Below are 24,139 nucleotides of genomic sequence, written 5' to 3' on the forward strand. Positions count from 1 at the left end.
ACCCCCACAGCCCCGGCGCCGGCTGCGCGGGGCGGCGCCCCCCCCGCCCCCCCCCCCCACCCCCCCCCCCCCCCCGGCCCCCCCCCGCGCCCCCGGGGCCCCAATTCGTTCGGTGTCGGTCAGGCGTCGAGCTTCGCGGGCTCGGCCTGATCGGCCTGCTCGGCGCGCTCGGCCGATTCGGCCTTCTTCGAGGCCCGCAGGCTGGTGAAGGTGGTGACGGCCAGCACCACCACGATGAAGCCGAGCGAGAACGGGATGCCGATCTCCGGCGCCCACGTCGCGCCCGCCTCGTGCGCGGCGTGCAGCACCAGCTTCACGCCGATGAAGCCGAGGATCACCGACAGGCCGTAGCTCAGGTGCACCAGCTTCTTCAGCAGGCCGCCGATCAGGAAGTACAGCTGGCGCAGACCCATCAGGGCGAAGGCGTTGGCGGTGAAGACGATGTACGGGTCCTGGGTGAGGCCGAAGATGGCCGGGATCGAGTCCAGCGCGAACAGGACGTCCGTCGTGCCGATCGCCAGCATCACGATCAGCATCGGGGTGATCAGGCGGCGGCCGTGCTCACGGACCAGGAGCTTGGTGCCGCGGTAGCCGTCGGTCGACGGGAAGCGCCGGGTGATCGACTTGAGCAGGCGGTTCTCCTCGAACTCCTCGTCCTCCTCCTCGGCCCGCGCCTCCTTGATCAGCTTCCAGGCGGTCCAGATCAGGAAGGCACCGAAGACGAAGAACACCCAGGAGAACTGGGTGACCAGTGCGGCGCCGCCGGCGATGAATGCCGCGCGGAGCACCAGCGCGATGATCACACCGAACATCAGCACGCGCTGCTGGTAGATCCTCGGCACCGCGAACTTGCCCATGATCAGGATGAACACGAAGAGGTTGTCGACGCTGAGCGACTTCTCGGTGATGTAACCGGCGAAGAACTCACCCGCCGGCTGCCCACCGGAGTGCCACCACAGGAAGCCGCCGAACAGCAGCGCCAGCACGACCCAGACGGCCGTCCAGATCCCGGCCTCCTTGATCGAGACCTCGTGCGGCTTGCGGCCGCCGATGAAGAAATCGGCCACGACGAGTGCGATCAGCACACCGATCGTGGTGGCCCACATGGTTACGGAAACGTCCATTACTGCTCCTCCGGCAGCTAGGCGAGACAGGTCGTCACTGCCGGAGGTCTCTTCCGCCCATCGGGCCAGCGCCCCGGGATGCCGCGACGGGCACCCGTGATGACGGGGTCGGCTGTCGAGGAATACTCCCCTCCGCTGCCATCGAGAGTAACAGGACGGGCAAAGAAAGGTAAAGAAGGTAAAGATCCGTCAGGAACGACGGCCCGGGATGACCGCCGGGGGCGGCGTCAGAGGAACGGCTCGATCGCCGGCAGCAGGTCCTGGAACGTGCGCCCCTTCGCCGGGGCACCGATCGCCTGCATCTCCCAGCCGCCGTTGCCGTCCCGGACCACCTTGGCCATGATCTGCCCGGTGTGCGGCCCGCCGCCCGCCAGCTCGTACCGGGCCAGCTCCAGCCCGGTGGTCTCGTCCACCAGCCGGCAGTGCGCCCGCTGCACCTCGGCGAAGGTCTGCCCGGTGTACGAGCTCACCGTGAACACCACCTGGGTGATGTGCGCGGGCACGTGCATCAGGTCGACCAGGATCGCTTCGTCGTCCTCGTGGCCCGAGCCGCCCTGCAGGTTGTCCCCGGTGTGCCGGACGGAGCCGTCGTTGCTCTCCAGGTGCTGGAAGAACACCACGTCGGACGGGGTCCGCTCGGCGTACAGTAGCGCCGAGGCGTCCAGGTCGATCGTCCTGGTACGGCTGCCGAACAGGCCCCGCTTGGGGGCGGCCTGCCAGCCGAGTCCCATCCGGACCACGGTCAGGGCGCCGCCCTGCCCCTTCTGGAGGCTGACCCGCTGCCCCTTGGCAAGGTTCACCGACACGACGTTGTCCTCTCTGCCGGCCACGCGGTCGCTGCCGCCCGGCTCCCCTGGAACACCCCGTCGCCGTCCCCCGGCTGAGGCCCCCTCTGCATACGGCCCGCGCCCGTCCAATGAGCGCGATGCCGCAGGCCAGCCTAGGCCCTGCGACACCCCCGCCTCCTCAGGGTTTCCCCGTTTGTGGCAAGGCTGAGACACCGCCGGGCTTGACCGGTGCCATTCCGGCCAAGCCCGGGCGCCCCGGTCGGGCGGCTACGCCACGCCGGCCTCGCGCATCTGCCGCAGCTCCTTCTTCAGCTCCTTGACCTCGTCGCGCAGCCGGGCCGCGACCTCGAACTGCAGGTCGGCGGCGGCCCTGTGCATCCGGTCGGTCATCTCCTGGATGAGGTCCGCCAGCTCGGCGGCCGGCAGGGACTTGGCGGGCTTGCGCTCCGCGCCCAGCGCCGGCACCGGGGCCTTGCCCTTCCCCGGGCTGCGGTAGCCGGTGGACAGCAGCTCGTCGGTGTCCACGTCCTCCCGGGCGAGGGTGTCCAGGATGTCGCCGATCTTCTTCCGCAGCGGCTGCGGATCGATGCCGTGCTTCTTGTTGTAGGCCTGCTGCACGGCCCGGCGGCGGTTGGTCTCGTCGATGGCCTTCTCCATCGCCGCGGTGATCCTGTCCGCGTACATGTGGACCTGGCCGGAGACGTTGCGGGCCGCGCGGCCGATCGTCTGGATCAGGGAGGTGCCGGAGCGCAGGAAGCCCTCCTTGTCCGCGTCCAGGATCGCCACCAGCGAGACCTCGGGCAGGTCCAGGCCCTCGCGCAGCAGGTTGATGCCGACCAGCACGTCGAAGCGGCCCGCCCGCAGCTCGCGCAGCAGCTCCACCCGGCGCAGGGTGTCCACGTCGCTGTGCAGGTACCGGACCCGGATGTCCAGGCCGAGCATGTAGTCGGTGAGGTCCTCGGCCATCTTCTTGGTCAGCGTGGTGACCAGCACGCGCTCGTCCCGCTCGACCCGCGTGCGGACCTCGTGCACCAGGTCGTCGATCTGGCCCTCGGTCGGCTTGACGATCACCTCGGGGTCGATCAGGCCGGTCGGGCGGATGATCTGCTCGACCTGGCCGTCGCCCCGCGACAGCTCGTACTGGCCGGGCGTCGCCGACAGGTACACCGTCTGGCCGACCCGCCCCAGGAACTCCTCCCACTTCAGCGGGCGGTTGTCCATCGCGGACGGCAGCCTGAAGCCGTGCTCGACCAGCGTGCGCTTGCGCGAGGCGTCGCCCTCGTACATCGCGCCGATCTGCGGGACGGTCACGTGCGACTCGTCGATGACCAGGAGGAAGTCCTCCGGGAAGTAGTCGAGCAGGGTGTTCGGCGGGGAGCCGGGCTCGCGGCCGTCGAAGTGCATCGAGTAGTTCTCGACGCCCGAGCAGGTGCCGATCTGGCGCAGCATCTCGATGTCGTAGGTGGTGCGCATCCGCAGCCGCTGGGCCTCCAGCAGCTTGCCCTGCTTCTCCATCCGGGCGAGCGTCTGCTCCAGCTCCTGCTCGATGCCGGTGATCGCGCGCTCCATGCGCTCGGGGCCGGCCACGTAGTGCGAGGCGGGGAAGACGTAGACCGAGTCGTCCTGGCTGATGATCTCGCCGGTGAGCGGGTGCAGCGTGTAGAGCGCCTCGATCTCGTCGCCGAACATCTCGATCCGGACGGCGAGCTCCTCGTAGACCGGGAAGATCTCGATGGTGTCGCCGCGCACCCGGAAGGTGCCGCGGGTGAAGGCGACGTCGTTGCGGGCGTACTGGATGTCCACGAAGCGGCGCAGCAGGTCGTCCCGGTCGATCTCCTGGCCGACCTTGAGCGGCACCATCCGGTCCACGTACTCCTGCGGGGTGCCGAGGCCGTAGATGCAGGAGACGGACGCGACCACGACCACGTCCCGGCGGGTGAGCAGCGAGTTGGTCGCCGAGTGGCGCAGCCGCTCGACCTCCTCGTTGATCGAGGAGTCCTTCTCGATGTAGGTGTCCGTCTGCGGGACGTACGCCTCGGGCTGGTAGTAGTCGTAGTACGAGACGAAGTACTCGACCGCGTTGTTCGGCAGCAGCTCGCGGAACTCGTTCGCCAGCTGCGCGGCCAGCGTCTTGTTCGGCGCCATCACCAGGGTGGGCCGTTGCAGCTTCTCGATCATCCAGGCCGTGGTGGCCGACTTGCCGGTGCCGGTGGCACCGAGCAGCACGACGTCCTTCTCCCCTCCCCTGATCCGCCGCTCCAGCTCGGCGATCGCCGCCGGCTGGTCACCGTTCGGTTGGAAGGGACTGACGACCTCGAAGGGCGCCACGGACCGCTCAATACTCGTGATGGGACGCACGACTCCACCGTACGACCCACCACTGACAGCCGGGGCCTACTTGGCGCTGTCGCGGGCCAGGGCGACGAGGCGGGAGATCGCGCGCAGGTACTTCTTGCGGTAGCCGCCGCGGAGCATGTCCTCGGGGAAGACCCGGTCGAAGGGGATCCCGGAGGCGGTGACGGGCAGTTCGCGGTCGTACATGCGGTCGGCCAGGACGACCAGGCGCAGGGCGGTGGACTGGTCGTCGACCTGGTGCACGCCGCGCAGGCAGACCGCGGTGACGTCGTCCAGCAGCGCGCCGTAGCGGCTGGGGTGGACGGCGGAGAGGTGGGCGAGCAGGGCGTCGAAGTCGTCCAGCGAGGCACCGGGGGTGCGGGCGGCGGCGGCCTCGACGGCCTCGTCGGAGTACGGCGGCGGGGCGTCGGGCAGGCCGCGGTGGCGGTAGTCCTGGCCGTCGATCCGCAGCGGGCGGAAGTGCGCGGACAGGCCCTGGATCTCGCGCAGGAAGTCGGCGGCGGCGAAGCGGCCCTCGCCCAGCTTCTCGGGCAGGGTGTTCGAGGTGGCGCACAGCTTGACGCCGTTGTCGACCAGGCGGCCGAGCAGGGTGGAGACCAGCACGGTGTCGCCCGGGTCGTCCAGCTCGAACTCGTCGATGCAGAGCAGCGTGTGCCCGGAGAGGGTCTGCACGGCCTGCTGGAAGCCGAGCGCGCCGACCAGGTTGGTCAGCTCGACGAAGGTGCCGAAGGCCTTCGGCCCGGGGGCGGAGTGCCACAGCGAGGCGAGCAGGTGGGTCTTGCCGACGCCGTAGCCGCCGTCGAGGTAGACGCCGGCCGGGCCGGTGGGCGCGGGGGCGGAGCGGCGGAACCAGCTGCGCTTGGGTGCGGAACCGTTTCCTCCCGCGAGGGTGGCCGCGAACTGCTCCAGGACCTGGACGGCCTCGTACTGGCTGGGCTGGCTCTGGTCCGGGATGTACGACCCGAAGCTCACCTCGGCGAACCGGGGCGGCGGGACCATCTCGGCGACCAGCCGCTCGGCGGGCACGACGGGACGGCGGTCGGTGAGCGCGATCGGGGAGCCGGCCGCGCTCGCGGTGGCTATGGACTCGGTCGCGGTGTCGGGGCGGGAGGCTGCGGGCACATCAGTAGAGGGTACGCCTGGTCCCGGTGGCCTCCGAACCGCCTCCGGACGACCTGCGGTGGAACACTGAGGGCATGCAACAGTTGATCAGCCCGCTGGGTGAGCCGGTCGCCGATCCGGCCGCACTGGAGTCGCTCGCCGCCGTGTACGCGTACCCCGAACAGGTGAATCGGGGCCGCCCCTGGCTGCGCGCCAACATGGTGGCCGGCCTGGACGGCGGGGCACGGCTCGACGGCCTGTCCGAGGGGCTCTCCGGCGACGCCGACAAGCGGATCTTCGGGGTGCTGCGGGCGCTGTCGGACGTGGTGCTGGTGGGCGCGGAGACGGTCCGCGCGGAGGGCTACCGGCCGGCCCGGGCCCGCAGGGAGTTCGCGGCGGCCCGGGCCGCGGCCGGACAGGCCCCGGCGCCGGTGATCGCGATCGTGACGCGCTCGCTGGAGCTGGACCTGACCGCGCCGCTGTTCACGGAACCGCTGGTCAGGACGGTGGTGATCACCACCGAGGACGCCCCCGAGGAGCGCCGCCGGGCGGCCGCCGAGGTGGCCGACGTGGTACTCGCCGGCACCGGCTCGGTGGACCTGCGGGCGGGCGTGGCCGCGCTGGCCGAGCGGGGCTGGACCCGGCTGCTCACCGAGGGCGGCCCGCGCCTGCTGGGGCAGCTCGCGGCGGCGGACCTGCTGGACGAGCTGTGCCTGTCGCTCGCCCCGCTGCTCACCGGCGGCGACGCGCCGCGCATCCTCCGCGATGCGGAAATGCCTGACGTGCAGCGGATGCGGCTGGTCTCATTGATCGAGCAGAAAGGATTCCTCTTCACCCGCTACCTGCGTCACCTGGGTTCGGAATGACCCCGTGACCCCCCGCTCGTGATCCCGTTATGCGATGCCGGGGCCCGGGGGCCGGCCACTGGAAGGGACTCACGTGTTCAAGACGGTACTGATGATCGAAAAGGCTCTCTCGGACGCGGACGTGGAACTCGTCACCACGCTCCACAGCGACGAGAAGGTCTCCTTCGTCGTCCTGATGCAGCCGCGCGGCAAGCAGGACGAACTGCTGCGGGCGCTCGACGACGTGGCCCTCGGCCACCTCGACAAGGTGAGGCACGAGCACGACGAGTCCGAGAGCGGGCCGACCGTGGCCACCGAGTCGCTGGAGCACAGCCTGCGCCACCTGCGCGCGGCCGGGGCCGAGGCGGTGGGCGAGCTGGTCGAGGACAAGCCCCTGGAACGGCTGCGCGCGGTCGTCGAGGAGCACCGGGCGGACGAGGTGGTGGTACTCACCTCACCGCACTTCGTGGAGGAGTTCTTCCACCGCGACTGGGCCTCGCAGGCCCGGCACAAGGTGGGGGTCCCGGTGCTGAGGCTGTTCGCCAGCGACTCCTAGCTGCGGGCGCCGGTGGTGCAGAATCGTCCTTGCGGTCCGCCCGCGAGGACGGTTCCCACGTCGGCTCCCACGCCGACGGGTGCCGAGCCGTCCGCCCGACCTGTCTGCCCCCGCCCGTACGGAGCCACGCCTTGAACGACGCCGCGCACGACCTGCACGCCCCGCACTTCATCGGCATCGGCGGCGCCGGGATGTCCGGCCTGGCGAAGATCCTCGCAGTGCGCGGTGCCAGCGTCTCCGGCAGCGACTCCAAGGAGTCCGAGACCGTCCTCGCGCTGCGCGCCCTCGGCGCCACCGTGCACGTCGGCCACGCCGCCGAGCACGTGCCGGACGGCACCAGCAGCGTGGTCGTCTCCAGCGCGATCCGCGCCGACAACCCGGAGCTGGCCGCCGCCCGCGAGCGCGGCATCCCGGTGGTGCACCGCTCCGACGCGCTGGCCGCGCTGATGGGCGGCCGCCGCACGCTCGCGGTGGCCGGCACCCACGGCAAGACCACCACCACCAGCATGCTCGCCGTCGCCCTCGGCGAACTGGGCCTCGACCCGTCCTACGCGATCGGCGGCGACCTCGACGCGCCCGGCTCCAACGCCCACCACGGCACGGGGGAGATCTTCGTCGCCGAGGCCGACGAGAGCGACCGCAGCTTCCACAAGTACGCGCCCGAGGTGGCGATCGTGCTCAACGTGGAACTGGACCACCACGCCAACTACGCCTCGATCGACGAGATCTACGAGTCCTTCGAGACCTTCGTCGGCCGGATCGTCCCCGGCGGCACCCTGGTGGTCTCCGCCGACCACGACGGCGCCCGCGAGCTGACCTCCCGGGTGGCCGGCCGCGAGGGCCTGAACGTGGTCACCGTCGGCTCCGCCGAGGACGCCGACGTCCGGGTGCTCTCGGTGGTCGCCCGCGGCATGACCAGCGAGGTCACCGTCCTGCTGGACGGCACCGAGCTGACCTTCACCGTCTCGGTACCCGGCCGCCACTACGCCCACAACGCCGTCGCCGCGCTGGCCGCCGGCGTCGCGCTGGACGTCCCGGCCGCCGACCTGGCCAAGGCGCTCGGCGCCTACACCGGCGTGCGCCGCCGCCTGCAGCTCAAGGGCGAGGCCGCCGGCGTCCAGGTGATCGACTCCTACGCCCACCACCCGACCGAGATGACCGCCGACCTGGAGGCGATCCGCGAGGGCCTGGACGGCGAGGGCCGGGTGCTGGTGGTCTTCCAGCCGCACCTGTTCAGCCGCACCCAGCAGCTCGCCGAGGAGATGGGCCAGGCCCTGGCGCTGGCCGACGCCTCCGTGGTGCTGGACATCTACCCGGCCCGCGAGGACCCGATCCCCGGCGTGACCAGCGAGCTGATCATCGACGCCGCCCGCCGGGCCGGCGCCGAGGTCACCGCCGAGCACTCCTTCGCCGCCGCCCCCGCCGTGCTGGCCGGCCTCGCCCGCCCGGGCGACCTGCTGCTCACCATGGGCGCGGGCGACGTCACCAACCTCGGGCCGGCCGTCCTCGACTATCTTGAGAGGGGCCTGGAGCACCTCGCGAACGTTGCTTCCAACGTCTGACGTACGTCCGTCCGACATCCACCGCGAACGGGAGCCGTGATGAGCTACGAGATCGAGAAGTCCGAGGCCGAGTGGCGTGCCGAGCTCAGCCCCGAGGAGTACCACGTGCTCCGCGAGGCGGGCACCGAGCGGCCGTTCACCGGTGAGTACACCGACACCAAGACGGTCGGCGTCTACGGCTGCCGGGCCTGCGGCGCGGAGCTGTTCAGCTCCGAGACCAAGTTCGACAGCCACTGCGGCTGGCCGTCGTACTACGCGCCGCTGGCCGAGGACCGGGTCCAGTACATCGAGGACACCACGCTCGGCATGCGCCGGGTCGAGGTGCGGTGCGCGCGCTGCGGCGGGCACCTCGGGCACGTCTTCGAGGGCGAGGGCTACGGCACGCCGACCGACCAGCGCTACTGCATCAACAGCGTCTCGCTGACGCTGCGGCCGGCCGAGTAGGCCGCGCGGCGAGGAGGCCCGGACACCCTGCGGCGGTGTCCGGGCCTCCGTGCTGTCCGGGGCGTCCGCGGCCTCCGAGGCGTCCGGGTCCTCGTACCGCCGGGTCTTCGTACCCGGCGGGCCCTGCGCGCGTTACCCGGCGACCGGCTCGAAGCGGACCGGCAGGTGCACCAGGGCGCGGTGGAACGGGCCCGGACGCCAGAGCAACTCCTCGGCGGGGGTGGACAGTTCGAGGTCGCTGAGGCGGCTGCCCAGCTGCTCGATCGCGGTGATCGCGATCAGCAGGGCGGGGTCGCGGGCCGGACAGGCGTGCGGGCCGGCCGCCCAGGCCAGGTGGGCGCTCTCGCCGCTGCGCAGCCCGCCGCCGTCGGTGGGCGGTGCGGCCTGGGAGTTGGCGGCCGCGTAGGAGACCAGCAGGAGGGTGCCGGCCTTGATCTCACGGCCGTGGAACACGATGTCGTAGCGCGGGTAGTGCGCGGAGAGGTTGGCCAGCGGCGGCTCGTGCCAGAGCACCTCGTCGATCGCCTGGTGGGCGGTCATCGCACCGCCGAACAGCGAGCCGGCGTAGCGGGCGTCGGTGAGCAGGCGCAGCAGGGCGTTGCCGATCAGGTTGGTGGTCGGCTCGTGCCCGGCGATCATGGTCAGGCTGATCTGCCGGATCGCCTCGTCGTCGTCCAGCCCGCGCGGGTGGGTGACGAACCAGGAGGCGAGGTCGTGCCGGGGGCGCTCGCGGCGTTCGGCGACCATGGCGGTGACCACCGCGAGGAGTTTCCCGTACGCGGCGCCCGCCTGCGCGGTGCCCTCGATCAGCCCGGTGATCGCGGCGACCACCTCGGCGTGCTGCGCCTCCGGCACGCCGAACCAGGTGGTGAGCACGGAGGCGGGCACCTGGCGGGCGTACTCCGCGATCAGGTCGGCGCGGCCGACCGCGGCGAAGCGGTCGATCAGCCGGTGGGCGGTCTCGGCGACCTGGCGCTGGAGCCGGTGCGGTTCGAACAGCGCGAGGGCGTCGGTGATCACCGCGCGGTAGCGCGCGTGCGTCTCGCCGTCGCTGAACAGGGCGGTCGGGCGGTAGCCGAGCACCGGCAGCAGCGGGGAGTCCGGCGGGACGGTCCGCTGCCAGGCCCGGGAGTCCTTGGAGAAGGTGTCGCTGTCGCGCAGCAGGTCCAGCGCGGCCTGGTAGTCGGTGACGAGCAGGGCCTCGACGCCGGGCGCGATCTCCACCGGGGCGACCGGGCCGTGCCGGCGCAGCCGCTCGTAGACGAGTTGTGGGTCGGCGGCGAAGACCGGGCCGTGGATCGGGATCGGGCGGGTCTCGACGGTCACGGGCACTCCTGGGTGACGGTGGAGGCGGTGGGCAGGGCGTCGAGGACGTGCTCGGCCAGCGCGATCAGCGCGTCCAGGCTGCCCTCGCGTTCGCGGGCGTCGCAGAGCAGGAGGGGGGTCGCGGGGTGCAGGTCCAGGTGGGCGCGGAGCACCTCGACCGGGTGGGCCGGCGCGTCCGGGAAGCAGTTGACCGCGACGGCGTACGGCAGGCCCTGCTCCTCGACCATGTCCATGATCTCGAAGGAGTCGGCCAGCCGGCGGGTGTCGGCGAGCACCAGCGCGCCCAGGGCGCCGCGGGCGATGTCCTGCCAGAGCGGGAAGAAGCGGCGCTGGCCGGGGGTGCCGAACATGTAGAGCACGACGTTGCCGGGCAGGGTGAGCCGGCCGAAGTCCACGGCGACGGTGGTGGTGGTCTTCTCGGGCAGGCCGGCCAGGTCGTCCACCGGGCGTCCGGTCTCGGTCATCGCCTCCTCGGTGTGCAGGGTGGCGATCTCGGAGAGGGTGCGGATGAGGGTGGTCTTGCCGACGCCGAAGGGGCCGGCGACCACCAGCTTCATCAGCGTCTGGTCCCGGTCGGGCAGGTAGCCCACCCGGTCCGGCGGCCCCGCGGGGTGGCCGTCGGGGTGGCCGTCGGGGTAGCCGTCGTGGTGGCCGTCGGGCGGGTCGACGGGTGGATCGACGGACCGGCCGACCGGGTCGGCGGCCCGGTCACCGGAGCGCACGGAGTCCAACGAGGAGCCTCTCGACGATGGAGCGGTCGGTCTGCTGGGCGCGCGGGATCGGTGCGCGGGCGTGCAGGCAGCCCGCCTCGACCAGATCGGCCGCGAGGAAGACGGTGGCGCTGACCGGCAGGCGCAGGTGCGCGGCGGCCTCCACCACGGTCAGCGCGCCGGGGCACAGCAGTTCCCAGAGCCGGCGGTGTTCGGGTTCGAGCCCGGTCGGCGGTTCGGCACGGTCGGCGAACAGAACGGTCAGTCGCTCGAAGCCCTCGGTGCCGGGGCGGCTGCGGCCGCCGGTGGCCAGGTAGGCGGGCACCATCCGCCTGCGGGGGACGGCGGTCATGACCGGCCGGTGTCGCCCTGCCGCCGGCACGGGCTCGCGAGCGCGCGGCCCAGGGCGGCGACCTGCACCTGCATCTGGTACGACACGTTGCCGAGCTGGGCGTCCGGGGTGGTGAACACGGCGAGCGAGGTGTTCTCCCCGGCGGGGACGACGATGGCGTAGCCGAGGTCGGACTCCACCACGGTCTGGGCCAGTCGCGGCCGTTCGGCGTCGGTGAACGCGCCGGTGAAGGCGCGGGCGGCGGCGTGCACGGTGGCGGTCATCGCGGCGACCCGCTCGGCGGAGGCCCGTCCCAGGCTCTCCGAGGCCCCTTCGACCAGGCCGTCCCCGGTGGCGATGACCGCGTGCAGCACCCCCGGCAGCTCCAGCAGCGGGGTCAGCACCCACGAGATCTCGTCGGTGGCGGTCGGGCTGGGCGAGCTGCTCACTGCTCGGCTCCTTCTAAGGTCGTCGGGCCGGTGGTGTGGTCACCGGTGGGGCGGGCGGTGGTGGTGTCGCCGGGGGTGCCGGCGGGGGTGGTGCTGTCCTGGGTCGCGGCGCCTGCGCGGTCGGCGGCCTCGCGCTGGGCGCTCGCGCGTTCGGCGGCTGCACGGTCGGCACTCTCGCGTTCGGCACTCTCGCGTTCGGCGGCTGCACGGTCGGCACTCTCGCGTTCGGCACTCGCGCGTTCGGCGGCTGCACGGTCGGCGGCTGCACGGTCGGCACTCTCGCGTTCGGCCTGCGCCACGGCGGCCCGGCCGGAGTCGGTGCCCTGCTGCAGCGCCTGCCAGCGGGCGGCGGCCCGCTCGGGGGACCGACCGGGGGCGTCGGATCCGCCGGCGGATCCCACCGCGGACCCGCCGGCCGAGCCCGCGGTGGCGGCGGGCGCACCGGCCTCCTCGGGGGCCAGCGGACGGCGGCGGCGCCGGGTGGGCAGGCCGGTGCCGTCGTCGGCCGGGGCGTCGCCGGAGGCCCGGGCGGCGGAGGCGCCGTCGGAAGCCGGGGAGGTCTGGGAGGCCGGGGCGGCCTCGGACGCGGGGGAGGTCCGGCCGTCCGGGACCGCCGCGTCCCCCGACGGGCCGCCGGTGCCCGGGTCGGGCACCACGCGGATGGCCGGTGCCGGGTGCGGTCCGGGCTGGTGGTGGCGGTCGGCGAGCTGCGGGCCGTCCTGCTCGTCGGCGTCGCGCATCGGCGGGACGGCGGCGACGGTGGGCGCGGACGCGGGGCCGGACCCGGCCCGCAACGGCAGCGGGGTGAGCACCGACAGCGGCTGCTCGTCGTCGACGACGGTCACCAGCCCGGCCGGGATGCGCAGGATGGTCCGCATGCCGCCGTACGGCGAGGGCTCGATGTGGCAGGAGAAGCCGTACTGGCGGGCGAGCTTGCCGATCACCGCGAAGCCGGTCTTGGGCGGGTTCCCGAGCTCGGTGAGCAGGAGGTCCGGCGGGCCGGAGAGCAGTCGGCGGGCGCGGCGCAGCTGGTCCTCGTCCATGCCGATGCCGCTGTCGTCGATGATCACCAGCGCGCCGCGGCCGCCCTGCTGGACGGTGACCGGGACGTCGGTCTCCGGGTGGGAGTAGGCGGTGGCGTTGGCGAGCAGTTCGGCGATGGTGACGGCGATCGGCTCGGCGGCCCGGGCGACGACCGCGAGCCGGTGCTCCCGCAGGTGGTTGGCGACCTTGACCCGGGCGTAGCCGGGCACCCGGGAGAGGGCGCCGACGACGACCTCGGCGAGCGGCGAGTCGGTGCGGGCCAGGCCCGGCCAGGCCTCGCAGAGCACGGCGACGGTCTGGATCCGGCGCAGCGCGACCTCGTTGCGGAAGTCGACCTCCAGCAGCCGGGGGTCGTCGTTGTCGTGCTGGAGCTGCTGGACCAGGCTCTGGATCTGGTAGAGCAGGGTCTGGATCCGGGAGGTGGCACCGCGCATCGCGGCGCGGGCGGCGGCATCCACCCGTTCGCGTTCGTCGGCGAGGGCGGCGGCGGTGGCGTCCAGCACGGACTGCAGCGCCCGGACGGCCTCCGGGCCGACGATCTGCGGGTCCAGCGGGCCGACGACCGGGGCGTTGGCGTGGCTGAGCCGTACGGCGGTGGCGGCGACCCGCTCCTGGGCGAGGTGGCCGATCTCGGCGAGCAGCGCGGCGGCGCGCGCCTCGGCGGCGGCCAGGCGGTGGTCGGCCTCCTCGGCGCGGGTGGTCGCCGCGGCGCCCTGCCGCAGGGCGTCCCGGACGGCCTCCTGCGCCTCCCGGGCCACGTCCTGCGCCTCGTGGACGGCGTCCTCGGCGGCGCGGGTGCGGCCCTCCGCCCGCCGGGCCTCGTCGGTGGAGCGCCGGGCGGTCTCCTGGGCCTCGCGCAGTTGCTGCTCGGTGCGGGCGAGGCGGCCCTCGGCGACGCGGGCGCGCTCCTCGCCCCGGGTGAGCGCGGTCTCGGCGGCCGCCGCGCGGGCGACGGCCCCGGCCCGGCCGCGGGCGAGCACGGCCGCGGCCACGGCGGCGACCAGCGCCAGGGCGATCAGCGCGATCTGCGTCATCGGAGTCCTCGGGAGTGCTTGCGGGGCGGGCCGGGCAGGCGGGCGGGCCCGGTTCCGGGCGGGGCATGGGGGGCGGCTTCCCGGCCGGCCCGGTTCCGGGCGGGGCACGGAACCGGGGGCGCGGAGCCGCGGGGCGCGGAGCCGGGTGTCAGTTCCGGGCGGGGCGCGGGCGCGGGATCCGGGCGGCGGGGCCCTCGGCCAGCTCCCGGGCGACCAGGGCGACCTGCCCCATGGCTTCCAGCGCGCCCGGCGCCGCCGAGCCGTCCAGGTGCCGGTACTCGGCGGCGACGGTGAGCACCAGCCGCTCGGGCAGGCCGAGTTCGGGGTGGCGCTGTTCGGCGATCACCCGCCGGGCGGCGTCCAGCGCGGGTATGCCGGCGGCGTGCAGGGCGTGGGCGCGCTCGCGGACGTACGCGAGGTAGCCGATGTGCCCCCGGACGCCGTCGCGGTCGAGCACCGGGCCGTGGCCGGGGACGAAGATCTCCGCGCCGGTGGCCAGGGCCTGCTCGCAGGCGCCGATGACGTTCTCCAGCGGGCCCGCCCAGTGCGAGGGGTGGTCGCCGGGCTGCTCCGGCGTCGAGGAGAAGATGACGTCGCCGGTGAACACCGCGCGCTGGTGCGGGAGGTGGACGATCAGGTCGCCGCCGGTGTGGGCGGCGGGCAGGCTGGTGATCTGCACGGGGTGGCGTCCGACCCGCAGCTCCAGCTCGCCGGTGAAGACGGTGTCCGGGTGCACCGGGTCCGTGGCGGACCAGTCGAAGCGCCCGAAGTGCTCCCTGAGGTAGCCGCCGAGCAGCGAGTCCGGGTCGCTGTCGGTGACCAGGGCGTGCTGCTGCTTCGGGGTGGGCTCCCAGTGGATGTGCTCCAGCGCCTCGCGGGTGGCGATCACCTCGGCGTCCGGCACCACGCCGGCGCCCCACAGGTGGTCGCCGTTGGCGTGGGTGACGACCACCCGGTCGATCTCGACCCCGGCCGGCAGCAGTCGGCGGCTCGCGGCGAGGAACTCCCCCGCCATCGAGGGGTCGTAGGGCGTGTCGATCCAGAGCGCGGTCGTGTCGGAGGCCAGCAGTCCGCAGTTGGCCAGGCCCCAGCCCCGCTTCGGGGGGAGCCACACGTACAGGTCCTCGGCAATCGCGCTCACGTTCGCACGGTTGATCGTCATGTGCGCGATTATGCCCATGATGCGTCAAGGGCGGGGCAAAACCTGTACGAATAGCCGGAGTTCATGGCCTGCTCTCGCCCGTCTGTCCGGATTCGCACCGCAGGTCCGAGACCAATCGTCTCACTGGTCGGGACGACTGACGGACACCTCGCCCCGGAAGCCCGACGGGACGTCCGACCGGGGTGCGGGCAGGACCCGGCAGACCTCGACCGTGACGTCCACGGTGTCCAGCCCGATCACCCGGCCCTCCACCGCGGCGAATCCTTTCTCCCCCGAGCGGAAGAGCGTCGCCAGCGGGGAGTTCCGGCTCGCCGCCGTCAGCGCCTCCACCGCCATCGCGGAGCCGAAGGCGAACACCCCGCAGAGCACGACGCAGGGCGCGTGCCGGGGCGTGCGGGTGACGAAGACGAAGCCGTGGTCGCGGATCAGCTCCCCGGCCGGATTGAACAGCGCCTCGAAGGTCATCCCGCCCCAGCGGGCGCGGGCCGCCTCCGGGTACTCGATCGCGAAGTCCGGGAACACCGCGTCCAGCACGCCGCCGGAGTAGGCGTTGACGCTCGGGCCGCCGATCGAGAAGGTCGGCATCCGCGGGTCCTGCGCGCCCGCCACCACCAGCTCGATCGTCGCCTTCCGGTTGACCTTGCGCAGCAGGTCGGTGAGTTCCGCTATCGCCCTCGCCTCGGCCATCGGCATGAACAGCACGTTCTTCGGCCCGCGGCTGGTCAGCTGGCAGCCGTCCGAGGTGAGGGCGAACTCCGCGACCTCGATGCTCGGCGTGATGATCTGCACCCGGCTGTACGGCGCGAGCAGCGCCCGCAGGAAGCCGTAGCGCAGGAACAGTCTCGTCCGGGCGAGGGAGCGGGCCGCGAGGAAGCCGATCACGGCCGGCACCGATGCGATCAGTACCTGGAGCAGGATGTCCATATCATCCCCCCGGAGGAAGACTCGACCACGAACCGTACGCCCTGGTTAAGTCCCCGCCCATGGCCGGAAATACCCCCCCTGACGGCGATTCCGGGTGTCAGAATCACCGCTCCGAGGGTCACTTCAGGCGCTTGATCCCCTTGCGCTCCCCCGCGCAGCGCTCGTACCCCAGCCACGCGTTGACCGCGAGCATCGGCGCGTTGGTCTCGTCGTTGGAGGTGTACGCGCGCCGGTAGCCCGCCGCGGCCGCCAGGCGCAGGGACTCCAGCTTGGCCAGCTTGCTCAGGCCGCGCCCGCGGAAGTCCCGGCGGCAGGCGGTGAACGCGGACCAGTAGCGGTCCACCCCGTCGGTCTGCGCCAGGGTGAACGCGGCGGGCTCGCCGTCCACCACGGCGACCACGGTCAGCGTCAGGTCCAGGTCCGGCCGGGCCCAGTCGCCCCGCAGCCACTCCTCGTACTCCAGGGCGTCCATCGGCACCTCGCCGGGCTCGTCCCGGATGGCGTCCGCCTCGACCAGGAACAGCGGGCGGGGGTCGTCCGCCCAGTCGGTGGCCGGGCGCAGCTCGACGCCGGCCGGCCGGACCGGTGCCTGCGGCAGCGGCAGCGTCAGGTCCCGTCCGCCGAACTGCGCGGGACGGCCCGGCTCGTAGCCCCGGGCGGCGGCGAAGGCCAGCGAGGCGGGCTCGTCGTCCAGCCAGGTGTGCAGCTCCGTCACCCCGTACTCGACCAGGTGCCGTTCGGCCGCGGCCAGCAGCGCGGTCGCGGCGCCGCGGCGCCGGAACTCCGGCAGCACGCTGCCGTTGGCGTACCCGACGCCGACGGTCGTCGTCCCGCGCACCAGCCCGCAGCGCACCGCGCCGACCACCCGGCCGTCGCACTCGGCGACGAAGGTGCGGAAGTGCTCGTCGGGATTCGGCCGGTCGTTCAGCCACAGCAGGGCCTCGGCGCTCAGCACCAGGTGCTCGCGCCCGGCCCGGTGGGCGGCCGCCACGGCGGCGGCGTCGTCGGGGTGGAATTCACGGATCGTCAAAGAAGTCATGGATTCCCACGCTAGCCGCGCCGCCCGCGCACCGCCTCCGAATTTCCGCCCGCGAAAGGGGGCCCCAGCTGCGGGAACGGCCGCGGCGGAGGGCCGGAGCCGGGCCTTCCGGGGCGGCAAGCTCAAATAATGCTCTGAGAAGACCGGGTGAGGCTTGGCAGCCACCCCGCCCGGGGACATCCTCAGCAACACGGCCGCGGAAAGCCCGGCGACGACGCCCGCACCACCCGACGGCCCTCCCACCCCAGCCCTCCGAAGGGGGCGAACCCATGACTTCCGCTGCCCTGGACCGGCCCGTACCGGCCACCGGCCCCGCCGCCCCCACCCGCCTGGGTGTCGGCCTCGGCTGGCGCCCGGAGATCGACACCGTGGTCGAGCGCCAACCCGGCCTGGACTGGGTCGAGGTCGTCGCCGAGAACGTCTGCGCCGGCCACCTGCCCGACTCGCTGACGGCGCTGCGCGAGCGCGGCGTCACCGTCGTCCCGCACGGCGTCGGCCTCGGTCTCGGCGGCGCCGAGCTGCCCGACCCCGGCCGTCTCGCCCGACTCGCCGACACCGTGCTGGCGCTCGGATCCCCGCTGGTCACCGAGCACCTGGCCTTCGTCCGGGCCGGCGGTCTGGAGGCCGGTCACCTGCTGCCCGTCCCCCGCACCCGGGACTCGCTGCGGGTGATCGCCGAGAACGTCCGGATCGCCCAGGACCAGCTCCCGGTGCCACTCGCCCTGGAGAACATCGCCGCTCAACTCGCTTGGCCGGACGACGAGTTCACCGAAGGGCAGTTCCTCGCCGAGCTGGTCGGCCGCACCGGCGTCCGGCTGCTGATCGACGTCGCCAACCTGCACACCAACCGGGTCAACCTCGGCGTCGACCCGGCCGCCGAACTCGACCGCCTCCCGCTGGAGGCGCTCGCCTACGTCCACGTCGCCGGCGGCACCCTGGTCGACGGGACCTGGCACGACACGCACGCCCACCCCGTCACCGAGCCGGTGCTGGAGGTGCTGGCCGAGCTCTGCGCGCGGGTGGCGCCGCCCGGCGTCCTGCTGGAGCGGGACGCGAACTTCCCGCCGCCCAGTGAGCTGGCCGGTGAACTGGACGCCATCCGCCGGGTGCTGGAGGGGAGCACCCGGTGACGAGCGACCCGACCACGGCGACCGGCCCGACCGCAGCCCCGGAGGCCACCGGCACCGCCGGTGCCCGGGAGCGGCTGGCCCGGCGCCAGGAGGAGCTGCTGGCCGCCCTGGTGGCCGGCGGGCCCGTCCCGCCCGGCTTCGACCCGGTCCAGGTCCGCGTCCAGTCCACCGGCCTCGCCGCCAAGCGGCGCGACACCACCGCGAAGGTGGCCCCGGACCTGCCCCGCCTGCTCGGCGACCGGTACGGGCCGCTCTTCCTCGACTACGCCCGCACCCACCCGCAGACCGGCGGCTACCGCGCCGACGCCCGGGCCTTCGCCCAGTGGGTGCTCACCGACGGCGGCCCGACCGCCGCCCACCACCGCCGGGCCCTGGAGCAGTGGCTCCACCCGGCACCCGTACGGCCGCCCGGCCCGCTCGCCCGCCTTCGCCGGGCCCTGCGCGGCTAGCGACCCATCGTCATCCCGGGGGAACCGCCCATGTGGCACAACAGCTACTTCGTCGTCCCGGCCGTCCTGCTGGCGGCCGCCGCCCTGTACGCCTCCCGGACCCGGCAGCACATCGGCCGCGTCCGGTACGCCAAGGGCCTGCCCGGCCGCGGTCTGCCGCTGCTGGACACCGCGTTCCTGTCCGGCGGGCCGGGCCGGGTGTTCGACACCGCGCTGGTCCGGATGCACCTGGCCGAGCAGGTCGTGATCAGCCGCTCCGGCCTGGTCACGCTCACCGGCGGCAAGCCGTACGACGCCGTCGACCAGGCGGTCCACGAGGCCGTCGGCCCCACCGGCAGCCGGGAGATCGGCCCGCTGCGCCGGATGGTGATGCGCTCGGACGCCGTCCAGGAGATCGGTGGCCGGCTCGCCGACCGCGGCCTGCTGCGCCGCCCCGAGCGACTGCGGCGGGCCCGCACCGCCCGCCGGCTGCTCTGGCTCGCGATGCTCGTCGTCGTGGCCTTCGCCGTCGCCGCCGCGCTGCTCGACGACGGCGCCCCCGGCCACGACCGCCCTCACCTCTGGATCCCGGGCCTCCTGCTGTTCGTGGGCGCCGTCACGCTGCTGGCCACCTGGCCGGTCAGGGGCCGGATCACCCCGGCCGGGGCACGCCAGCTGACCCTGATGGGCGGCTCGCCGTGGACCCCCGGCTCGGGGGTGCCGCCCATGCTGGTGGGCGGCGCGCTGCTGGGCGCGCTCGCACTCGGCGGGCTGGCCGCCGCCGGGCTGGAGAACCAGGAGCTGGAGGCCGCGATGCTCGGCGCGACGGCCGAGGAGGAGGAGATGATGCGACAGGCTTCCACGAGCTCGTCCTGGTTCACGAACTCCTCGTCCTCGTCCTCGTCTTCCTCCTCCTCGTGCTCGTCCTCCTCGTGCTCGTCCGGCAGCCCCGCCACCTGGTGCGGCTCCTCCGACTCCGGTTCCTCCGGCGGGGGCAGCGGCTGCGGCTCGTCCAGCTGCGGCTCCTCCTCCGGCAGTTGCGGCTCGTCCTCCTCCAGCTGCGGCTCGTCCTCCTCCAGCTGCGGCTCGTCCTCCAGCTGCGGTTCCTCGTCCTCCAGCTGCGGATCGAGCTGCGGCGGGGGCGGCTGCGGCTCCTGACCGGCCCCCGGTTCGTCCCACGACCGACGTCACAGTTCGGTATCGCGGACCGGGAAGGCGTTCCCCGCGCCATCGGGCCAGGCATACAACAAGCCCATGTGGTTGCTCTTCCTCATACCGGCCTGTGTCGCGGCGGTCCTCTCCTGCCTCCGGCTGGTCCGGATGACCGCCACCGCCGACGCCCTGGCCGAACAGGACGGGCTGCGCCCACCGGAAGCCGTCGGCATCGGGCTGTACGAGACCGCCTACCTGGCCGGCGGCCCGGACCGGGTGGTCGAACTGGCCCTCGTCCTGATGGCCGGCCGGGGCCGGCTGCACTTGGCGCACACCGGCTGGACCACCGTGGTCGACCCCAAAGGCCGCAGCCGCCTGGAGCGGGCGATCATCGCCACCGTCGGCCCGGAAGGCCAGTGCCGCACGGACGAGCTGCGCCGGGCGATGGCCGAGCACCCCACCGTGCTGGAGATCGGCGCCCGGCTCGCACTGGCCGGCCTGGCCACCCCGGCCCTGGTGCAGCGCAGCACCGTCGTGGTCGTCCGGCAGGTCCGGCACGCGCTGCTGCTCTCGCTGGTCCTGCTGGCCGCCTCGCTGGCGGTCAGCGGCTTCACCGGCGGTGACACCCTCACCCCGCTCGCCTGGTTCTCCCTGCCGCTGGTGCTCACCTCGGGCACCCTGCTGATGGCCCGGGTGGACGTCTACCCCTACACCCGCTGGGCCTCCCCGATCGGCCAGGAGGTGCTGCGGGAGGTCCGCCCGGCCCGCCAGCGCGGCCTCGCCGACGACGAGGAGCGCGAACTGCTCACCGCCGTCGCCATGAACGGCCCGGCCGTCCTCCCCGACGCCCGCCTCCGTGCCGCCCTGCGCCCGCACCGCACCTGACCCGGATCCGGCTGCAGGGCGACGCCCGGGGGCCCGGGAACGCCGGAGGCCGGCTCCCCTCGTGCGGGGAGCCGGCCTCCGGACGGAGTGCGGGTGGCTCAGGCCAGGCCGCCCAGCAGCTCGCTGACCGGCTTGCGGCGGCCGGTGAAGAACGGCACCTCCTCGCGGACGTGCAGCCGGGCCCGGGAGGGGCGCAGGTCGCGCATCAGGTCCACGATCCGGTGCAGCTCGTCCGCCTCGAAGGCGAGCAGCCACTCGTAGTCGCCGAGCGCGAACGAGGCCACCGTGTTGGCCCGCACGTCCGGGTAGCCGCGCGCCATCTTGCCGTGCTCGGCGAGCATCGCGCGCCGCTCCTCGTCCGGCAGCAGGTACCACTCGTAGGAGCGCACGAACGGGTACACGCAGACGTAGTCGCGTGCGCGCTCGTCGGCGAGGAAGGCCGGGATGTGCGACTTGTTGAACTCGGCCGGGCGGTGCAGCGCCATGTTCGACCAGACCGGCTCCAGCCAGCGGCCCAGGCCGGTGCGGCGGAAGCGGTTGTACGCCTCCTGCAGGTCGTCCGAGTCGGCGGCGTGCCACCAGACCATGATGTCGGCGTCCGCGCGCAGACCGGAGACGTCGTACGTGCCGCGCACGGTCACGTCCTTCGCGGCCAGCTGCTCGAACAGCTCGTCCACCTCGGCGGCCAGGGCGGCACGGTCCTCGGGCAGGGCGTCCTTGAGCTTGAACACCGACCACATGGTGTAGCGGATGACCTGGTTCAGGTCGCGCGCCTTCTTCTTCTCGGGTCGCTGCTCCGGCTCCCGCTCAACGCTCTCAGTCATGCGCCCATTGTCCTCTCCGTGGAACGTTCCCCGGTCTCCGGGGTCAACAGTCTGTCGACGGCGGCCACCGCGGCGGCCGCCGAGCCGATGCACGCCGGAATGCCCACCCCGTCGTACGCGGCGCCGCACAGCGCCAGCCCGCCCACCTGCTCGGCCGCCGCCCGGACCCGGGCCACCTTCTCCGGGTGGCCCACCGGGTACTGCGGCAGACCGGCCTCGAAGCGCGAGACGAAGGTGTCGTACGGCCGGGCGGTCAGCCCGATCGCCTCCCCCAGGTCCGCCAGCGAGCGCGCCACCAGCTCCTCGTCCGGCAGGCCCAGCGCCTCGTCCTCGCGGTGCCGGCCCAGCGAGGTGCGCAGCAGGAACGCGTCCGGCGCGGAACGCTCCAGCCAGCCCCACTTGTTGGACGAGAAGGTGGACGCCTTGATCCGCCGGCCGTCCACCGGCGGCACCAGGAAACCGCTGCCGCTCGGCGGCTCGGCCAGGTCGGAGCGGCGGAACGCCAGGGTCACCAGTGCCATGCCCGCGTACTCGACGGTGTCCAGTTCGGCGGCGGCCGCCGGGGCGTCCGTGCGCAGCAGCCGGGCCGCGGCCGGGGCCGGGACGGCCAGCACCACGGCGTCCGCGTGCAGCACCTCGCCGCCGGTCCGCACCCGCCAGCCGTCGGGGGTGCGGCGGAGCTCGTCCACCGGGGCGTCCGTGCGCAGGTCCGCGCCCGCCTCGGCGCAGGCCGCGGCGACCGCCTCCGGCAGGGTGCCGAGGCCGCCGCGCAGACCGTTGAACACCGGGGTGCCGACCACCTGCGGCCGGGAGGCCAGCTCGTGCACCCCCTCGACCAGCGAACCGCCGCCCCGGGCGATCCCCAGCAGCTGCGGCACCGCGGCGCGCAGCGAGATCTCGTCCGCACGCCCGGCGTAGACCCCGCCCAGCAGCGGCTCGACCAGCCGGTCCACCACCTCCCGGCCCAGCCGGTCGGCGACGTAGCGGCCGATCGCGACGTCCTCCCCCACGTCGGTGGGCTGCTCGTGCCGGGCCCGCTCCAGCCCCTCGGCGGTGAGCACGCCGGAGGCCGCCAGTGCCTCCAGGTCGCCCGGCACCCCCATCACCTGCCCGCCCGGCAGCGGCCGCAGCGCCCCGCGGGTCCAGATCGCGGCCTTCGCGGTGGTCGGCGGCTCCAGCTGCTCCGCCAGTCCGACCGCCCGCGCCAGCTCCACCGCCTCCGGCCGCCGGGCCAGCACCGACTCGGCCCCGAGGTCCACCCGGACCCCGCCGACCTCACCGCCCCACAGCTTCCCGCCGACCCGCCCGGACGCCTCCAGCAGCGTCACCCGAGCCCGCGCGGGCCCCCCGGCCGCCCCACTCAGGAAAGCGGCCGCAGCCAGCCCCGCGATCCCACCACCGACGACGACGACCTGTGCATCCGACATGCTCCGCAGTCTCGCAGGTCTTTACACGGACTCCTCAATCCGCTGCACGCCCGCCGCTCGGCACCAGCGCGTCCAGATCGATCGCGATCGAGAACGGCACCGGGCGTTCGATCTTGCCGCGGAAGATCCCGGCCGGGGCGTAGGCGCTCGTCGCCTCGTCCAGCTCGTAGACGTGCACGACCGGCAGGCCCGCCTCCTCCTCCACGATCCAGTAGTGCGGGATGCCCGCCTCGGCGTACTTGCGGACCTTGACGGTGCGGTCCCGGTGCGCGGATTCCGGCGAGACGACCTCGACGACGAGCGCCACCTCCTCGGGAGCGAACTGCGTCCGGTCCGGGTCGAACGCAGCCTTGACGACGAGGACGTCGGGCTCGGGCCGGTTCCGCTTGTCGAGCTTGATCGTCATCTCCCGTCCGACCCTGTGGCCCTCCGGCAGCTGCCGCCGCAGTGTGTACACGAGGTCCGTGACGACATCACCGTGCCACCAGCGCTGGGGAGACATCATGAAGACCAGTGCTCCATCGATCAGTTCGGTGTGCCGCGGCGCCTGCGGCAGGTGGTCGAGGTCATCGGCGAACCAACCCTCGGCTCTGGGCGCGTACATCCAGTCCGGCAGCTCACTCATGCCCCCAAGATAGCGAGATCGGCGTCCCGGTATCCGGCTGCACGGGCGGTGTGCTATCGGAATGCCATGACGTATCTGAGGGGCGAGGCGGTCCGGTGGGTGGAGGACGGGTGCCCGGGGTGGGTGGAGGTCTGCTTCACGGACGCGGACGGGCGGCGGTGGTCCGTGATCGACAAGACCGCGATGTTCGGGACGGAGCAGGCGCTCGGGCCGGACGCCTGGCTCGACGTCGACTCGCCGTACCCGGTGCCGGTCGAGATCGACTGCACGGTGCTGGAAACCGGCCCGGACGGGGTGGCCACGGTGTCCATCCACCGGCCGCACGGCCTCGAAACCGTGTGCGGGCAGCGGGAGTTCAGGGTCCGCCGGGACCGGCTCGTCGAGGACTGACCGCAGTTCCGTAGGCTCGACCGCATGGAACCGATCGTGGTGAGTGCGTGCCTGGCCGGGATCCCCTGCCGGTACGACGGGCGGGCGAAGACCTCGGCGGACGCCGTGCGGCTGGTCGAGGAGGGGCGGGCCGTGGTGGTGTGCCCGGAGGGGGCGGGCGGGTTGCCGACGCCGCGGCCGCCGGCGGAGATCGTGGGCGGGGACGGCGCGGACGTGCTGGACGGGCGGGCGCGGGTGGTGGACGCCACCGGGGCGGACTGCACCGGGGAGTTCCTGGCCGGCGCCCGGGCGGCGCTCGCCGCCGCCGAGTCGGCGGGGGCGCGGCGGGCGGTGCTGATGGCGCGCAGCCCGTCCTGCGGCTGCGGGCAGGTGTACGACGGGACGTTCTCCGGGGAGCTGCGCCCCGGCGACGGGGTGACGGCCGCGCTGCTGCGGCGCGCGGGGATCGAGGTCGCCGCCGGGTAGCGGGCCCCGGGACGGGGCC

General features: G+C 73.6%; 23 protein-coding genes and 1 pseudogene. 9 read left to right on the plus strand and 15 right to left on the minus strand.

Annotation, left to right across the window (positions count from 1 at the left end):
• Nucleotides 1–119: 119 nt before the first annotated feature.
• The 4 genes from ABT048_RS12925 to zapE all read right to left on the minus strand — a co-directional run bounded on the left by ABT048_RS12925 (nt 120) and on the right by zapE (nt 5,350).
• Nucleotides 120–1,124, minus strand: coding sequence for a TerC family protein (locus ABT048_RS12925; RefSeq protein WP_350521403.1), 1,005 nt, complete (start codon nt 1,122–1,124; stop codon nt 120–122).
• Nucleotides 1,125–1,351: 227 nt separating this feature from the next.
• On the minus strand, nt 1,352–1,930 hold the full coding sequence (locus ABT048_RS12930; protein WP_350521404.1) for a TerD family protein: 579 nt from the start codon (nt 1,928–1,930) through the stop codon (nt 1,352–1,354).
• 249 nt (nt 1,931–2,179) lie between these two features.
• A complete protein-coding gene (uvrB, locus tag ABT048_RS12935) occupies nt 2,180–4,270 on the minus strand; it encodes an excinuclease ABC subunit UvrB (RefSeq protein ID WP_350521405.1) in 2,091 nt (696 codons plus the stop codon).
• A gap of 36 nt (nt 4,271–4,306) precedes the next feature.
• Nucleotides 4,307–5,350, minus strand: coding sequence for a cell division protein ZapE (gene zapE / locus ABT048_RS12940; RefSeq protein ID WP_350521523.1), 1,044 nt, complete (start codon nt 5,348–5,350; stop codon nt 4,307–4,309).
• Nucleotides 5,351–5,463: 113 nt separating this feature from the next.
• On the opposite strand from zapE, the gene ABT048_RS12945 reads away from it, so the two are divergent.
• From ABT048_RS12945 to msrB, 4 genes are all read left to right on the plus strand, one after another.
• Nucleotides 5,464–6,234, plus strand: a complete 771-nt coding sequence (locus tag ABT048_RS12945; protein ID WP_350521406.1) for a pyrimidine reductase family protein — start codon at nt 5,464–5,466, stop codon at nt 6,232–6,234.
• 73 nt (nt 6,235–6,307) lie between these two features.
• A complete protein-coding gene (locus tag ABT048_RS12950; protein WP_350521407.1) occupies nt 6,308–6,769 on the plus strand; it encodes an indole-3-glycerol phosphate synthase in 462 nt (153 codons plus the stop codon).
• Nucleotides 6,770–6,900: 131 nt separating this feature from the next.
• Entirely contained in the window at nt 6,901–8,331 is a 1,431-nt protein-coding gene (gene murC / locus ABT048_RS12955) for a UDP-N-acetylmuramate--L-alanine ligase (RefSeq protein WP_502894003.1), read from the plus strand.
• 39 nt (nt 8,332–8,370) lie between these two features.
• Nucleotides 8,371–8,775: a peptide-methionine (R)-S-oxide reductase MsrB gene (gene msrB, locus ABT048_RS12960; protein WP_350521408.1), complete on the plus strand. Its 405-nt coding sequence runs from the start codon at nt 8,371–8,373 to the stop codon at nt 8,773–8,775.
• Between the two features lie 132 nt (nt 8,776–8,907).
• Here the strand turns inward: msrB and ABT048_RS12965 are convergent, their stop codons facing one another.
• From ABT048_RS12965 to ABT048_RS13000, 8 genes are all read right to left on the minus strand, one after another.
• Nucleotides 8,908–10,101 carry a cytochrome P450 gene (locus ABT048_RS12965; RefSeq protein WP_350521409.1) on the minus strand — a complete coding sequence of 398 codons (1,194 nt, stop codon included), beginning with the start codon at nt 10,099–10,101 and terminating at the stop codon, nt 8,908–8,910.
• Nucleotides 10,098–10,658 (minus strand): GTP-binding protein, encoded by a 561-nt coding sequence (locus ABT048_RS12970; protein ID WP_350521525.1) that lies wholly within the window; start codon nt 10,656–10,658, stop codon nt 10,098–10,100. The genes ABT048_RS12965 and ABT048_RS12970 overlap by 4 nt, the downstream gene beginning before the upstream one ends.
• Before the next feature lie 151 nt (nt 10,659–10,809).
• Nucleotides 10,810–11,163 carry a DUF742 domain-containing protein gene (locus ABT048_RS12975; protein WP_350521410.1) on the minus strand — a complete coding sequence of 118 codons (354 nt, stop codon included), beginning with the start codon at nt 11,161–11,163 and terminating at the stop codon, nt 10,810–10,812.
• Entirely contained in the window at nt 11,160–11,591 is a 432-nt protein-coding gene (locus ABT048_RS12980) for a roadblock/LC7 domain-containing protein (protein ID WP_350521411.1), read from the minus strand. The genes ABT048_RS12975 and ABT048_RS12980 overlap by 4 nt, the downstream gene beginning before the upstream one ends.
• The gene (locus tag ABT048_RS12985) at nt 11,588–13,669 is read right to left on the minus strand and encodes an ATP-binding protein (protein WP_350521412.1); all 2,082 of its coding nucleotides are present in this window, start codon (nt 13,667–13,669) and stop codon (nt 11,588–11,590) included. Before ABT048_RS12985 ends, ABT048_RS12980 begins: the two co-directional genes overlap by 4 nt.
• A gap of 148 nt (nt 13,670–13,817) precedes the next feature.
• The gene (locus tag ABT048_RS12990) at nt 13,818–14,831 is read right to left on the minus strand and encodes an MBL fold metallo-hydrolase (RefSeq protein WP_350521413.1); all 1,014 of its coding nucleotides are present in this window, start codon (nt 14,829–14,831) and stop codon (nt 13,818–13,820) included.
• Nucleotides 14,832–14,951: 120 nt separating this feature from the next.
• Nucleotides 14,952–15,755 carry a hypothetical protein gene (locus ABT048_RS12995; protein WP_350521414.1) on the minus strand — a complete coding sequence of 268 codons (804 nt, stop codon included), beginning with the start codon at nt 15,753–15,755 and terminating at the stop codon, nt 14,952–14,954.
• Between the two features lie 118 nt (nt 15,756–15,873).
• Complete coding sequence (locus tag ABT048_RS13000) at nt 15,874–16,794, minus strand: GNAT family N-acetyltransferase (protein ID WP_350521415.1); 921 nt, start codon at nt 16,792–16,794, stop codon at nt 15,874–15,876.
• A 269-nt stretch (nt 16,795–17,063) separates the two neighbouring features.
• Between ABT048_RS13000 and ABT048_RS13005 the strand changes: the two are divergent.
• The 3 genes and pseudogenes from ABT048_RS13005 to ABT048_RS13015 all read left to right on the plus strand — a co-directional run bounded on the left by ABT048_RS13005 (nt 17,064) and on the right by ABT048_RS13015 (nt 20,389).
• Nucleotides 17,064–18,373, plus strand: a pseudogene (locus ABT048_RS13005) (MbnB/TglH/ChrH family RiPP precursor modification enzyme).
• 30 nt (nt 18,374–18,403) lie between these two features.
• Complete coding sequence (locus ABT048_RS13010) at nt 18,404–19,510, plus strand: TIGR04222 domain-containing membrane protein (protein WP_350521416.1); 1,107 nt, start codon at nt 18,404–18,406, stop codon at nt 19,508–19,510.
• A 96-nt stretch (nt 19,511–19,606) separates the two neighbouring features.
• Nucleotides 19,607–20,389 carry a TIGR04222 domain-containing membrane protein gene (locus ABT048_RS13015; RefSeq protein ID WP_350521417.1) on the plus strand — a complete coding sequence of 261 codons (783 nt, stop codon included), beginning with the start codon at nt 19,607–19,609 and terminating at the stop codon, nt 20,387–20,389.
• 98 nt (nt 20,390–20,487) lie between these two features.
• On the opposite strand, the gene hemQ is transcribed toward ABT048_RS13015, so the two are convergent.
• The 3 genes from hemQ to ABT048_RS13030 are packed head-to-tail and all read right to left on the minus strand — an operon-like array spanning nt 20,488 to nt 23,265.
• Entirely contained in the window at nt 20,488–21,213 is a 726-nt protein-coding gene (hemQ, locus tag ABT048_RS13020; protein ID WP_350521418.1) for a hydrogen peroxide-dependent heme synthase, read from the minus strand.
• On the minus strand, nt 21,210–22,640 hold the full coding sequence (gene hemG, locus ABT048_RS13025; protein ID WP_350521419.1) for a protoporphyrinogen oxidase: 1,431 nt from the start codon (nt 22,638–22,640) through the stop codon (nt 21,210–21,212). Before hemG ends, hemQ begins: the two co-directional genes overlap by 4 nt.
• A 34-nt stretch (nt 22,641–22,674) precedes the next feature.
• A complete protein-coding gene (locus ABT048_RS13030) occupies nt 22,675–23,265 on the minus strand; it encodes a Uma2 family endonuclease (RefSeq protein WP_350521420.1) in 591 nt (196 codons plus the stop codon).
• A gap of 66 nt (nt 23,266–23,331) precedes the next feature.
• On the opposite strand from ABT048_RS13030, the gene ABT048_RS13035 reads away from it, so the two are divergent.
• Entirely contained in the window at nt 23,332–23,655 is a 324-nt protein-coding gene (locus tag ABT048_RS13035; protein ID WP_350521421.1) for a hypothetical protein, read from the plus strand.
• A gap of 24 nt (nt 23,656–23,679) precedes the next feature.
• Nucleotides 23,680–24,120: a 2-thiouracil desulfurase family protein gene (locus tag ABT048_RS13040; protein WP_350521422.1), complete on the plus strand. Its 441-nt coding sequence runs from the start codon at nt 23,680–23,682 to the stop codon at nt 24,118–24,120.
• The last annotated feature ends 19 nt before the right edge of the window (nt 24,121–24,139 follow it).

Source organism: Kitasatospora sp. NPDC096140 (assembly GCF_040303045.1).
Taxonomy (GTDB): Bacteria; Actinomycetota; Actinomycetes; order Streptomycetales; family Streptomycetaceae; genus Kitasatospora.

Excerpts from the sequence above, each read along its gene's own strand:
- ABT048_RS12925 (WP_350521403.1), bottom strand. The coding sequence starts at position 1,124 with ATGGACGTTTCCGTAACCATGTGGGCCACCACGATCGGTGTGCTGATC.
- ABT048_RS12945 (WP_350521406.1), top strand. The coding sequence starts at position 5,464 with ATGCAACAGTTGATCAGCCCGCTGGGTGAGCCGGTCGCCGATCCGGCC.
- msrB (WP_350521408.1), top strand. The coding sequence starts at position 8,371 with ATGAGCTACGAGATCGAGAAGTCCGAGGCCGAGTGGCGTGCCGAGCTC.
- ABT048_RS12970 (WP_350521525.1), bottom strand. The coding sequence starts at position 10,658 with ATGAAGCTGGTGGTCGCCGGCCCCTTCGGCGTCGGCAAGACCACCCTC.
- ABT048_RS12975 (WP_350521410.1), bottom strand. The coding sequence starts at position 11,163 with ATGACCGCCGTCCCCCGCAGGCGGATGGTGCCCGCCTACCTGGCCACC.
- ABT048_RS12985 (WP_350521412.1), bottom strand. The coding sequence starts at position 13,669 with ATGACGCAGATCGCGCTGATCGCCCTGGCGCTGGTCGCCGCCGTGGCC.
- ABT048_RS12990 (WP_350521413.1), bottom strand. The coding sequence starts at position 14,831 with ATGACGATCAACCGTGCGAACGTGAGCGCGATTGCCGAGGACCTGTAC.
- ABT048_RS12995 (WP_350521414.1), bottom strand. The coding sequence starts at position 15,755 with ATGGACATCCTGCTCCAGGTACTGATCGCATCGGTGCCGGCCGTGATC.
- ABT048_RS13000 (WP_350521415.1), bottom strand. The coding sequence starts at position 16,794 with ATGACTTCTTTGACGATCCGTGAATTCCACCCCGACGACGCCGCCGCC.
- ABT048_RS13010 (WP_350521416.1), top strand. The coding sequence starts at position 18,404 with ATGTGGCACAACAGCTACTTCGTCGTCCCGGCCGTCCTGCTGGCGGCC.
- ABT048_RS13015 (WP_350521417.1), top strand. The coding sequence starts at position 19,607 with ATGTGGTTGCTCTTCCTCATACCGGCCTGTGTCGCGGCGGTCCTCTCC.
- hemQ (WP_350521418.1), bottom strand. The coding sequence starts at position 21,213 with ATGACTGAGAGCGTTGAGCGGGAGCCGGAGCAGCGACCCGAGAAGAAG.
- hemG (WP_350521419.1), bottom strand. The coding sequence starts at position 22,640 with ATGTCGGATGCACAGGTCGTCGTCGTCGGTGGTGGGATCGCGGGGCTG.
- ABT048_RS13030 (WP_350521420.1), bottom strand. The coding sequence starts at position 23,265 with ATGAGTGAGCTGCCGGACTGGATGTACGCGCCCAGAGCCGAGGGTTGG.
- ABT048_RS13035 (WP_350521421.1), top strand. The coding sequence starts at position 23,332 with ATGACGTATCTGAGGGGCGAGGCGGTCCGGTGGGTGGAGGACGGGTGC.
- ABT048_RS13040 (WP_350521422.1), top strand. The coding sequence starts at position 23,680 with ATGGAACCGATCGTGGTGAGTGCGTGCCTGGCCGGGATCCCCTGCCGG.